Source organism: Streptomyces bobili, assembly GCF_002154575.1.
In the GTDB taxonomy this organism is placed as follows: domain Bacteria; phylum Actinomycetota; class Actinomycetes; order Streptomycetales; family Streptomycetaceae; genus Streptomyces; species Streptomyces bobili.
In genome coordinates this window covers 1-10,674 of sequence record NZ_MUBA01000426.1, presented here as the reverse complement: position 1 = coordinate 10,674, position 10,674 = coordinate 1, and the positions used below count along the sequence as shown (strand labels likewise).

Annotated in this window: 13 protein-coding genes; 9 read left to right on the top strand and 4 right to left on the bottom strand. The window is 68.8% G+C overall.

Features of this window, described 5'->3' with window-relative positions; genetic code table 11:
- Positions 1-125 precede the first annotated feature (125 nt).
- The 3 genes from BZL64_RS28910 to BZL64_RS28900 all read right to left on the bottom strand — a co-directional run bounded on the left by BZL64_RS28910 (position 126) and on the right by BZL64_RS28900 (position 2,693).
- The gene (locus tag BZL64_RS28910) at positions 126-896 is read right to left on the bottom strand and encodes an ABC transporter permease (protein ID WP_086772110.1); all 771 of its coding nucleotides are present in this window, start codon (positions 894-896) and stop codon (positions 126-128) included.
- Positions 893-1,816, bottom strand: coding sequence for an ABC transporter ATP-binding protein (locus tag BZL64_RS28905; RefSeq protein WP_086772109.1), 924 nt, complete (start codon positions 1,814-1,816; stop codon positions 893-895). The genes BZL64_RS28910 and BZL64_RS28905 overlap by 4 nt, the downstream gene beginning before the upstream one ends.
- 79 nt (positions 1,817-1,895) lie before the next feature.
- Positions 1,896-2,693: an AAC(3) family N-acetyltransferase gene (locus BZL64_RS28900; protein ID WP_086772108.1), complete on the bottom strand. Its 798-nt coding sequence runs from the start codon at positions 2,691-2,693 to the stop codon at positions 1,896-1,898.
- A gap of 161 nt (positions 2,694-2,854) precedes the next feature.
- On the opposite strand from BZL64_RS28900, the gene BZL64_RS28895 reads away from it, so the two are divergent.
- From BZL64_RS28895 to BZL64_RS28860, 8 genes are read left to right on the top strand one after another with little or no spacing between them, the layout of a single operon-like run.
- Positions 2,855-3,634, top strand: a complete 780-nt coding sequence (locus BZL64_RS28895) for a helix-turn-helix transcriptional regulator (RefSeq protein ID WP_086772107.1) — start codon at positions 2,855-2,857, stop codon at positions 3,632-3,634.
- On the top strand, positions 3,631-5,052 hold the full coding sequence (gene sufB / locus BZL64_RS28890) for a Fe-S cluster assembly protein SufB (protein ID WP_086772106.1): 1,422 nt from the start codon (positions 3,631-3,633) through the stop codon (positions 5,050-5,052). The genes BZL64_RS28895 and sufB overlap by 4 nt, the downstream gene beginning before the upstream one ends.
- A gap of 60 nt (positions 5,053-5,112) precedes the next feature.
- The gene (sufD, locus tag BZL64_RS28885; RefSeq protein ID WP_086772105.1) at positions 5,113-6,294 is read left to right on the top strand and encodes a Fe-S cluster assembly protein SufD; all 1,182 of its coding nucleotides are present in this window, start codon (positions 5,113-5,115) and stop codon (positions 6,292-6,294) included.
- Entirely contained in the window at positions 6,294-6,611 is a 318-nt protein-coding gene (locus tag BZL64_RS28880) for a non-heme iron oxygenase ferredoxin subunit (RefSeq protein ID WP_086772104.1), read from the top strand. Before sufD ends, BZL64_RS28880 begins: the two co-directional genes overlap by 1 nt.
- 7 nt (positions 6,612-6,618) lie before the next feature.
- Positions 6,619-7,383 carry a Fe-S cluster assembly ATPase SufC gene (sufC, locus tag BZL64_RS28875; RefSeq protein WP_086772103.1) on the top strand — a complete coding sequence of 255 codons (765 nt, stop codon included), beginning with the start codon at positions 6,619-6,621 and terminating at the stop codon, positions 7,381-7,383.
- Positions 7,380-8,636: a cysteine desulfurase gene (locus BZL64_RS28870; RefSeq protein ID WP_086772102.1), complete on the top strand. Its 1,257-nt coding sequence runs from the start codon at positions 7,380-7,382 to the stop codon at positions 8,634-8,636. The genes sufC and BZL64_RS28870 overlap by 4 nt, the downstream gene beginning before the upstream one ends.
- Before the next feature lie 32 nt (positions 8,637-8,668).
- Positions 8,669-9,133: a Fe-S cluster assembly sulfur transfer protein SufU gene (gene sufU, locus BZL64_RS28865; protein ID WP_086772101.1), complete on the top strand. Its 465-nt coding sequence runs from the start codon at positions 8,669-8,671 to the stop codon at positions 9,131-9,133.
- Positions 9,130-9,462 (top strand): metal-sulfur cluster assembly factor, encoded by a 333-nt coding sequence (locus BZL64_RS28860; protein WP_086772100.1) that lies wholly within the window; start codon positions 9,130-9,132, stop codon positions 9,460-9,462. Before sufU ends, BZL64_RS28860 begins: the two co-directional genes overlap by 4 nt.
- A 59-nt stretch (positions 9,463-9,521) precedes the next feature.
- On the opposite strand, the gene BZL64_RS42060 is transcribed toward BZL64_RS28860, so the two are convergent.
- Positions 9,522-9,941: an AbfB domain-containing protein gene (locus tag BZL64_RS42060; RefSeq protein ID WP_341868835.1), complete on the bottom strand. Its 420-nt coding sequence runs from the start codon at positions 9,939-9,941 to the stop codon at positions 9,522-9,524.
- Between BZL64_RS42060 and BZL64_RS42055 the strand changes: the two genes are divergently transcribed.
- Positions 9,919-10,431: a hypothetical protein gene (locus BZL64_RS42055; RefSeq protein ID WP_341868834.1), complete on the top strand. Its 513-nt coding sequence runs from the start codon at positions 9,919-9,921 to the stop codon at positions 10,429-10,431. The two genes, BZL64_RS42060 and BZL64_RS42055, sit on opposite strands and share 23 nt — an antisense overlap.
- Positions 10,432-10,674 lie beyond the last annotated feature (243 nt).

Sequence of the window (10,674 nt, the reverse complement as noted above, 5' to 3'; positions counted from 1 at the left end):
GCGGCGATGAAGGCGAGGGGGTTGCGCACGGCTGCTACGGCGTCGGCGCGGGTCACGTTTGGCACGCCGTCCATCGTAGGGGGCCGCTTGTGCACGCATTCACGAGGGGTCCTCGGGAGGGCCGGTCATTCCCAGCGGAAGAACCGGCCGGCCGCGGCCAGAGCGACGACCGCCCACACGGTGAGGATCCCCAGGTCGCCCCACGGCATCCCGGCCCCGTGCTGGAGCACGTCCCGCAGCCCGTCCGACAGCGCCGAGATCGGCAGCAGCCCGAGCACGTCCTGGACGCCCGAGGGGAACTTGTCCAGCGGCACGATCACCCCGCCGCCCACCAGCAGCAGCAGGAACACCAGGTTGGCCGCGCCCAGCGTGGCCTCCGCCTTCAGCGTGCCCGCCATGAGGAGACCGAGCCCCGAGAAGGCCGCCGTGCCGAGGACCAGCAGCAGCACGACGGCGAACGGGTTGCCCTGCGGCGACCAGCCCAGCGCGAACGCGATCACGGTCAGCAGGACGATCTGGAGTACCTCCGTGACCAGCACGGCGAGCGTCTTCGCGGTCATCAGTCCCCAGCGGGGGAGCGGGGAGGCCGCCAGCCGCTTGAGGACGCCGTAACGGCGCTCGAAGCCGGTCGCGATGGCCTGCCCCGTGAACGCCGTCGACATCACGGCGAGCGCGAGGATGCCGGGGGTCAGGAAGTCGACGGCCTCGCCGGCGCCCGTGTCGATGATGTCCACCGAACTGAACAGCACCAGCAGCAGCGTCGGGATCACCACGGTGAGCAGCAACTGCTCACCGTTGCGCAGGAGCATCCTCGTCTCCAGCGCCGCCTGGGCCCTGATCATGCGAGGCAGGGGCGCGGCCCCCGGCTTCGGCGCGTACGTGCCGGTCGCCGTCATGAACGCAGCTCCTTGCCGGTCAGCTCCAAAAAGACGTCTTCGAGTGTGTGCCGCTCCACGGAGATCCGGTCCGGCATCACCCCGTGCTGCGCGCACCACGAGGTCACCGTCGCCAGCATCTGCGGGTCCACCTTGCCGATGATCCGGTACGAGCCCGGTGCCAGTTCGGCGGCGGCGCTGTCGGCGGGCAGCGCCTTGAGCAGGGAGACCACGTCCAGGCCGGGACGGCCGCTGAACCGGAGCGTGTTCTCGGCGCCGCCGCGGCACAGCTCCTCGGGGGAGCCCTGTGCGATGACCGTGCCCGCGTCGATGATCGCGACGTCGTCGGCGAGCTGCTCGGCCTCGTCCATGTGGTGGGTGGTCAGGATGACCGAGACGCCGTCCGTGCGCAGGTCACGGACCAGGTCCCAGGTGGCGCGGCGGGCCTGCGGGTCGAGACCCGCGGTCGGCTCGTCCAGGAACACCAGCTCCGGGCGCCCCACGACGGCCATCGCGAGCGCGAGGCGCTGCTGCTGGCCCCCCGACAGCCGCCGGTACGTCGTGCGGCCGCAACTTCCCAGGCCCAGCCGCTCGATGAGCGCGTCCACGTCCAGCGGATGCGCGTGCAGCCTGGCGACGTGCCGCAGCATCTCGTCGGCCCGCGCGCCGGAGTAGACGCCCCCGGACTGGAGCATCACACCGATCCGGGGGTGCAGGTCCGAGGCCTGTCCCACCGGATCGAGGCCGAGCACACGGACGGTGCCGGAGTCCGGCTTCCGGTAGCCCTCGCAGATCTCGACGGTCGTCGTCTTGCCCGCGCCGTTGGGACCGAGCACGGCCGTCACGCCCGCCTTCGCCACCAGGTCGAGGCCGTCCACCGCGGTCTTCGTGCCGTACCGCTTCACCAGGGCCTGGACCTGGACCACGGGCTCCATTCGCATGGGTCCAGAGTCTAGGTTCGCGAACGGACGCCCGGACCGGCGGGGGCGAGAAGCCGCCACCGCCGGGCAGCGTCCGCGCTCAGACCTCCTCCGCGCGGGAGCGGTGCAGGGGCAGCCACCGCTCGGCGTAGGCCACCGCGTCCGCCACCGGGAACAGCCGGGCGTCGGCCGCGCCCACCTTCGCGCGGACGACGGGCCGGTCCCGTTCGAAGTCGTGGCCCAGCTCGTCGAACCGGTCCGCATCGATCGACACCTCGCTCACCACCTCCCAGCCCTCGGGTCCCGGCCGCCCGGACCCCACCCGCGGCGCCGGTATCCGGTACTCGGCCAGGTGGAAGCTGGTGCAGGTGTCGTAGCCGGCGCCCAGCAGCAGCACCCGGGCGCCGAGCGCCTCCAGCCGGGCGAGCGGGCTGCGTTCGCCGAGCCGGCAGTCAGGGGCATGGCCCTCGGTCACCTCCGCCGCGCGCGGGCCGAGCGCCGCGAACGAGGTCTGCGGATGGGCGCTGCGCAGGGCGCCCGGCCAGGTCCGTACGGTCTCCGGGATCACGCCGACCCCGCGGCTGGGGGTGACGAGGGGGTCGTAGGCGGGCATGGTGGCGCGGATCGTGTCCCACCAGGCTCGGGGGACCGGCGGGTTTCCCCAGTGGGAGGGGTCCGAGAGGTCGCCGGACTGGGTGGGGACCACGAGGGTGCCGTCCGGGCCGAGCGCGTCGAGCAGTCCCTGGACGGCCGCGACAGCCCCTCCGCAGACCCAGCCGAGGGCGCTGAGGGAGGAGTGCGCGAGGAGGATTTCGCCGGGTTCGACCCCTAGGGTGCGCAGGTCGCTCGCGAGGGTGTCCCGGGTGACAAGAGGGCCGGTGGGAGGGGGTGTGGGCATGGTCGTGGAGTCTTCCGGACGGGGTTCACCGGCGCGACCGGTTTGATCGATCAAAGATCGTTCGCGCAGGTCAAATTAGGTAAACCTAAGTGACGCAGGGCACCGACCGGTGATCCGGACGCGGCTTGCCTGCCCCTGATGAATTACGCAACAATGGCGTTGTGAAAAACGTCGGCGAGGCTCGGGTGACCCCCACGGGGACCCCTCAGGAAGAGCTGGCGACCGGTGAGCGCTCCACGCGCAACCGCGTCGCACGCTCCATCCTGGACCATGGGCCGTCGACCGTCGCCGACCTGGCCGGACGGCTGGGGCTCACCCAGGCGGCCGTACGCCGGCACCTGGACGCGCTGGTCGCCGACGACGTCGTGGAAGCACGCGAGCAGCGGGTGTACGGAGCGCGGACGCGCGGGCGTCCCGCGAAGGTCTTCGCCCTCACCGACTGTGGCCGCGACGCCTTCGACCAGTCCTACGACAAGCTCGCCGCGGACGCCCTGCGCTTCATCCAGGAGCGCTTCGGCGGGGACGAGGCCGTCGTCGCCTTCGCTCGCGCCAGGATCGCCGAACAGGCCACCGGTTACCGCGAGGCGATCGAGGCCGCCGCCCCCGACCAGCGCACCCAGGCCCTGGCCAAGGCCCTGAGTGCGGACGGGTACGCTGCAACGGCACGCAGCGCACCGGTCGGCGAACAGCTGTGCCAGCACCACTGCCCCGTCGCCCACGTCGCGGAGAAGTTCCCGCAGCTCTGCGAGGCGGAGACCGAGATCTTCTCCCAGCTGCTCGGAACGCACGTCCAGCGGCTGGCGACGATCGCGCACGGCGACGGCGTCTGTACGACGTACATCCCCAAGATTTCCCCTACCGCTGATCACCCCGCTGACCCCAGCACTGATCACGCCCCTGATATCGCATCTGCAAGCACGGCCGGGAGGAACCCCGCATGACTCTCCCCACGGAGACTGCCCACCCCGAACTCGAGGGCCTGGGTAAGTACGAATACGGCTGGGCCGACTCCGACACGGCCGGCGCCTCTGCGAAGCGCGGCATCAACGAGGACGTCGTCCGCGACATCTCGTCGAAGAAGAACGAGCCGGAGTGGATGACCAAGCTCCGTCTCAAGGGCCTGCGCCTGTTCGAGAAGAAGCCCATGCCGAACTGGGGCTCGGACCTCTCGGGCATCGACTTCGACAACATCAAGTACTTCGTGCGTTCCACGGAGAAGCAGGCGGAGTCCTGGGAGGACCTGCCCGAGGACATCAAGAACACGTACGACCGGCTCGGCATCCCCGAGGCGGAGAAGCAGCGCCTCGTCGCCGGTGTCGCGGCCCAGTACGAGTCCGAGGTCGTCTACCACCAGATCCGCGAGGACCTGGAGGAGCAGGGCGTCATCTTCCTCGACACCGACACCGCTCTCAAGCAGCACCCGGAGCTGTTCAAGGAGTACTTCGGGACCGTCATCCCGGTCGGCGACAACAAGTTCGCGTCGCTGAACACCGCGGTGTGGTCCGGCGGCTCCTTCATCTACGTGCCGAAGGGCGTGCACGTCGAGATCCCGCTCCAGGCCTACTTCCGTATCAACACGGAGAACATGGGCCAGTTCGAGCGGACCCTGATCATCGTCGACGAGGGTGCCTACGTGCACTACGTCGAGGGTTGTACGGCCCCGATCTACAAGTCGGACTCGCTGCACAGCGCCGTCGTCGAGATCATCGTCAAGAAGAACGCCCGCTGCCGTTACACGACCATCCAGAACTGGTCGAACAACGTCTACAACCTGGTCACCAAGCGCGCCGTCGCCTACGAGGGCGCGACCATGGAGTGGATCGACGGCAACATCGGCTCCAAGGTGACGATGAAGTACCCGGCCGTCTACCTGATGGGCGAGCACGCCAAGGGCGAGACCCTGTCCATCGCCTTCGCGGGCGAGGGCCAGCACCAGGACGCCGGCTCCAAGATGGTCCACATGGCGCCGAACACCTCGTCCAACATCGTGTCGAAGTCCGTCGCCCGCGGTGGCGGCCGGACCTCCTACCGTGGTCTGGTGGAGATCGGCGAGGGCGCCCACGGCTCCAAGTCCAACGTGCTGTGCGACGCGCTGCTCGTGGACACCATCTCCCGCTCCGACACGTACCCGTACGTGGACGTCCGCGAGGACGACGTGTCCATGGGCCACGAGGCAACCGTCTCCAAGGTCTCCGACGACCAGCTCTTCTACCTGATGAGCCGTGGTCTGACCGAGTTCGAGGCGATGGCCATGATCGTGCGCGGCTTCGTCGAGCCCATCGCCAAGGAGCTGCCGATGGAGTACGCGCTGGAGCTCAACCGGCTGATCGAGCTGCAGATGGAGGGCGCGGTCGGTTAAGACCCGCCGCCCGATGCAGTCGCCAGATTTCTGACGTAGGAAGAGAGCAGACCGACAGCCATGGCTGAGGCTCAGAACATCCCGGTGGGATCCACCACCGCCGGCCAGATCGCGGTGGCCGCAGAGTCCACCGTCGCTACGCGCATGAGCGCGCCCCCCTCCTTCGACGTGGCGGACTTCCCGGTCCCGCACGGCCGTGAGGAGGAGTGGCGGTTCACCCCGCTGGAGCGGCTGCGTGGCCTGCACGACGGCACCGCGGTCGCCACCGGCGAGGGCGTGAAGGTCGACATCGACGCCCCCGAGGGTGTCGTCGTCGAGACCGTCGGCCGTGACGACGCGCGTCTCGGCCGGGCGGGCACTCCCGTGGACCGCGTCGCCGCCCAGGCGTACTCGGCGTTCGAGAAGGCCGGTGTCGTCACCGTCCCCAAGGAGACGGTCCTCACCGAGCCCATCCGCATCGCCGTGCACGGCCAGGGCGGGGTCGCCTACGGCCACCAGGTCGTCGAACTGGGAGCCTTCGCCGAGGCCGTCGTCGTCATCGACCACACCGGTGACGCCGTGCTCGCCGCCAACGTCGACTACATCCTCGGGGACGGCGCCAAGCTGACCGTCGTCTCCGTCCAGGACTGGGACGACAAGGCCGTGCACGTGGGCCAGCACAACGCGCTGATCGGCCGCGACGCCACCTTCAAGTCCTTCGTCGTCACCTTCGGCGGCGACCTCGTCCGGCTGCACCCGCGCATCGCCTACGCCGGCACCGGCGGCGAGGCCGAGCTGTTCGGCCTCTACTTCACCGACGCGGGCCAGCACCAGGAGCACCGTCTCCTCGTCGACCACAACACCCCGCACTGCAAGTCCAACGTCGCCTACAAGGGCGCCCTCCAGGGCGACGGGGCGCACGCGGTGTGGATCGGCGACGTGCTGATCGAGGCCACGGCCGAGGGCACGGACACCTACGAGATGAACCGCAACCTGGTTCTGACCGACGGCGCCCGCGTCGACTCCGTGCCCAACCTGGAGATCGAGACCGGCGAGATCGTCGGCGCCGGCCACGCCTCGGCGACCGGCCGCTTCGACGACGAGCAGCTGTTCTACCTGATGGCCCGTGGCATCGCCGCCCACGACGCCCGCCGCCTGGTGGTGCGCGGCTTCTTCGCCGAGCTGGTGCAGCAGATCGGTGTCGACGACATCGAAGAGCGTCTCCTCGTGAAGATCGACGAAGAGCTGGAGGCCGCGGTCTGATGGCCTTCGTACGCGCCTGTGGGCTGAGCGAGCTGGAGGAGGACACCCCGAAACGGGTGGAACTCGACGGCACGCCGGTCTCGGTCGTGAAGACCGAGGGGGAGGTGTTCGCCATCCACGACATCTGCTCGCACGCGAACGTCTCGCTCTCCGAGGGCGAGGTGGAGGACTGTCAGATCGAGTGCTGGCTGCACGGCTCCGCGTTCGACCTCCGCACCGGCAAGCCGTCCGGCCTTCCCGCGACGCGCCCCGTCCCCGTATACCCCGTAAAGATCGAAGGGGACGACGTGCTCGTCTCCCTCACCCAGGAGTCCTGAGGCACCCATGGCAACGCTTGAAATCCGAGACCTGCACGTCACCGTCGAGGCCGACAACGCCACGAAGGAGATCCTCAAGGGTGTCGACCTGACCGTGAAGCAGGGCGAGACGCACGCCATCATGGGCCCCAACGGCTCCGGCAAGTCCACCCTCGCCTACTCGCTCGCGGGTCACCCGAAGTACACGATCACCGGGGGCACCGTCACCCTCGACGGCGAGGACGTCCTGGAGATGTCCGTCGACGAGCGCGCCCGCGCCGGCCTGTTCCTCGCGATGCAGTACCCGGTCGAGGTCCCCGGCGTCTCGGTCTCCAACTTCCTGCGCACCTCCGCCACCGCCATCCGTGGCGAGGCCCCCAAGCTGCGTACCTGGGTGAAGGAGGTCCGTGAGGCCATGGAGCGCCTCAACATGGACCCCGCCTTCGCCGAGCGCAACGTCAACGAGGGCTTCTCCGGCGGTGAGAAGAAGCGCCACGAGATCCTTCAGCTGGAGCTGCTCAAGCCGAAGATCGCGATCCTCGACGAGACCGACTCCGGCCTGGACGTCGACGCCCTGCGCGTCGTCTCCGAAGGCGTGAACCGCGTCCGTGAGAGCGGTGAGGTCGGCACCCTGCTGATCACGCACTACACGCGCATCCTGCGCTACATCAAGCCCGACCACGTCCACGTCTTCTCCGCGGGCCGCATCGTCGAGTCCGGCGGCGCGGAGCTGGCCGACAAGCTGGAGAACGAGGGCTACGAGGTTTACACGAAGGGTGGCGCATCAGCGTGACACAGCTGCCGGGCCTCCTCGACACCGAGGCGATCCGCAAGGACTTCCCGATCCTGGACCGCATGGTCCACGACGACCGGAAGCTCGTGTACCTGGACAACGCGGCGACCTCGCAGAAGCCGCGCCAGGTGCTGGACGCACTCAGTGGCTACTACGAGCGGTACAACGCCAACGTCCACCGCGGTGTGCATGTGCTCGCCGAGGAGGCCACGGCACTGTACGAGGGTGCGCGTGACAAGGTCGCGGAGTTCATCAACGCGCCCAGCCGCGACGAGGTCATCTTCACCAAGAACGCCTCGGAGTCGCTGAACCTGGTCGCGAACATGCTGGGCTGGGCCGACGAGCCCTACCGCGTGGACGCCGAGACCGAGATCGTCATCACGGAGATGGAGCACCACTCCAACATCGTGCCGTGGCAGCTGCTGTCGCAGCGCACCGGCGCGAAGCTGAAGTGGTTCGGCCTCACCGACGACGGCCGCCTCGACCTGTCCAACATCGACGAGATCATCACCGAGAAGACGAAGATCGTCTCCTTCGTGCTGGTGTCGAACATCCTGGGCACGATCAACCCGGTCGAGGCGATAGTGCGCCGCGCGCAGGAGGTCGGCGCACTGGTGTGCATCGACGCCTCGCAGGCCGCGCCGCACATGCCGATGGACGTGCAGGCCCTCCAGGCCGACTTCGTGGCCTTCACCGGCCACAAGATGTGCGGTCCGACCGGCATCGGCGTCCTCTGGGGCCGCCAGGAACTGCTGGAGGACCTGCCCCCCTTCCTGGGCGGCGGCGAGATGATCGAGACGGTGTCGATGCACTCCTCGACCTACGCGCCCGCTCCCCACAAGTTCGAGGCGGGCACCCCGCCGATCGCTCAGGCGGTCGGTCTGGGCGCGGCGATCGACTACCTGTCCGCGATCGGCATGGACAAGATCCTCGCCCATGAGCACGCGATCACCGAGTACGCGGTGAAGCGCCTCGGCGAGGTCCCCGGCCTGCGGATCATCGGCCCGGCCACGGCCGAGGAGCGCGGCGCCGCGATCTCCTTCACGCTCGGCGACATCCACCCGCACGACGTGGGCCAGGTCCTCGACGAGCAGGGCATCGCGGTCCGCGTCGGACACCACTGCGCGCGCCCGGTATGCCTGCGCTACGGAATTCCCGCGACCACGCGAGCGTCGTTCTATCTGTACTCCACGCCTGCCGAGATCGACGCGTTGGTCGAGGGCCTGGAGCACGTACGGAACTTCTTCGGCTGAGCAACGGAAGACGGGACGCGAGGTTAGCTGTCGTGAAGCTTGATTCGATGTACCAGGAAGTCATCCTGGACCACTACAAGCACCCGCACGGGCGCGGTCTCCGGGACGGCGACGCCGAGGTGCACCACGTCAACCCGACGTGCGGTGACGAGATCACCCTGCGCGTGAAGTACGACGGCACGACCATCAAGGACGTCTCATACGAGGGCCAGGGCTGCTCCATCAGCCAGGCATCGGCCTCCGTGCTGAACGACCTGCTGGTCGGCAAGGAACTGTCCGAGGCGCAGAAGATCCAGGAGACCTTCCTGGAACTGATGCAGTCCAAGGGGCGGGTCGAGCCGGACGACGCGATGGAGGAGGTGCTGGAGGACGCGATCGCGTTCGCCGGCGTCTCCAAGTACCCGGCACGGGTCAAGTGCGCCCTCCTGAGCTGGATGGCGTGGAAGGACGCGACGGCCCAGGCGCTGGGCGCCGAGGCCGAAAGGAAGACGGCATGAGCGAGACCGTTGAGATGAAGCCGGCCTCCGAGGACGAGGTCCGCGAGGCGCTGTACGACGTCGTCGACCCCGAACTGGGCATCGATGTCGTCAACCTCGGGCTGATCTACGGCATTCACATCGACGACGCGAACATCGCGACGATCGACATGACCCTGACCTCCGCGGCCTGTCCGCTGACGGACGTCATCGAGGACCAGGCGAAGTCCGCGACGGACGGCCTGGTCAACGAGTTGCGGATCAACTGGGTCTGGATGCCGCCGTGGGGCCCGGACAAGATCACGGACGACGGCCGCGAGCAGCTTCGCGCGCTGGGCTTCAACGTCTGAGCCTGTACACACGAGAGCGGCGGCACCCACCGGGTGCCGCCGCTTCCGTCTGTGCGGGCTCAGGCCAGCCCGTCCACCAGGTGGAACGAGAAGTCCTCGCGGTGGTTGGAGCCGTAGCCGTACGCGTCCAGGCGCAGGGCGAAGTTCCTGTGACGCAGGAATCGGCCAGGGTAGTTCACCGACTCCAGCATGATCGCGCCGGAGGAGTGGGAGGAGGGGACGGCGCAGAAGGTGGCGTCCTGCTTGAAGAGCGCCGAGCCGTCGTTGCGTTCGGGGCGCAGGACGAAGTCGCGGTGGCGCAGGTACATCCCGTCCGACGTGACGAAGGTGGAGCAGGAGCTGTCGGCAAGGCCCTTGACCACGACGAACGTGGCGTCCTCACGGAACTCGGACCCCCCGGCCGCCTCGAGCCGCACCTGCCCGCCGCCGACCCGCCAGTAACGGTCGGGATAGTTGATGGACCGTATCGACCGCCGCACGACCACGGGTTTCGGATCGGAACCGCCCCCGGCGGCCGACGCCGACGGAGAAGGCGAAGCGGACGAACCGCCGTTGGACGAAGGCGAAGGCGAAGGCGGAGCAGAAGCGGAGGCCGACGCGGACGGCGAGGCGCTCCCCTTCGTGGCCGAAGCCGAGGGCGACCCGCTCACCGTGGGCGAGGCGAAGGAGATGAGCCCCGACGAGGTCTCCTTGTCGGAGGTGGTCCGTTCCTCACCGGCAGCTGACTTCACGTCAGAAGGCTTGTCCGCGAGGGAGATGGTGGCGACGCACGCGACGACGGTGGCCACGGCGAGGACGCCGGCCAGCCAGAGTCGTCGCGTTCCGGGTGCCCGGGTGGTGTCCGGGGCCCAGCCGTTCTCCCAGGGACGCTCCTGGGAAGGCCGGGACTTGTTGTCTGGCATGCGCTGTTCCTCCAGCGGCGCCCGAATGGGCGACCACGGCTGCGATGGCCGGGTGTGTGAACGGTGAAACAGTAGTGGAACGAGTGACTCCCGAGCAGCCGTTTCAGTGAGCGGTTTCTATAACGGTTCGCGACCACGACCGGCCGAAAGCGTGCCGTCCGCGACCACCGGCGGATGGAGGCGATCCACCCGGAGCGGGCCGTGGCGGTGCGTCGAAGCCCGTCGCGTACTGCGTCTCTGCCCCGTAGAACGCAGAAGGGACGGCAGTACGTCCGACTGGCGACGGGCTCGACGCACCGCCACGGCCCGC

Coding starts and splice junctions, on each gene's coding strand:
- BZL64_RS28910 (WP_086772110.1), bottom strand. CDS start 896: ATGACGGCGACCGGCACGTACGCGCCGAAGCCGGGGGCCGCGCCCCTG.
- BZL64_RS28905 (WP_086772109.1), bottom strand. CDS start 1,816: ATGCGAATGGAGCCCGTGGTCCAGGTCCAGGCCCTGGTGAAGCGGTAC.
- BZL64_RS28900 (WP_086772108.1), bottom strand. CDS start 2,693: ATGCCCACACCCCCTCCCACCGGCCCTCTTGTCACCCGGGACACCCTC.
- sufB (WP_086772106.1), top strand. CDS start 3,631: ATGACTCTCCCCACGGAGACTGCCCACCCCGAACTCGAGGGCCTGGGT.
- sufD (WP_086772105.1), top strand. CDS start 5,113: ATGGCTGAGGCTCAGAACATCCCGGTGGGATCCACCACCGCCGGCCAG.
- BZL64_RS28880 (WP_086772104.1), top strand. CDS start 6,294: ATGGCCTTCGTACGCGCCTGTGGGCTGAGCGAGCTGGAGGAGGACACC.
- sufC (WP_086772103.1), top strand. CDS start 6,619: ATGGCAACGCTTGAAATCCGAGACCTGCACGTCACCGTCGAGGCCGAC.
- BZL64_RS28860 (WP_086772100.1), top strand. CDS start 9,130: ATGAGCGAGACCGTTGAGATGAAGCCGGCCTCCGAGGACGAGGTCCGC.
- BZL64_RS42055 (WP_341868834.1), top strand. CDS start 9,919: ATGGACCGTATCGACCGCCGCACGACCACGGGTTTCGGATCGGAACCG.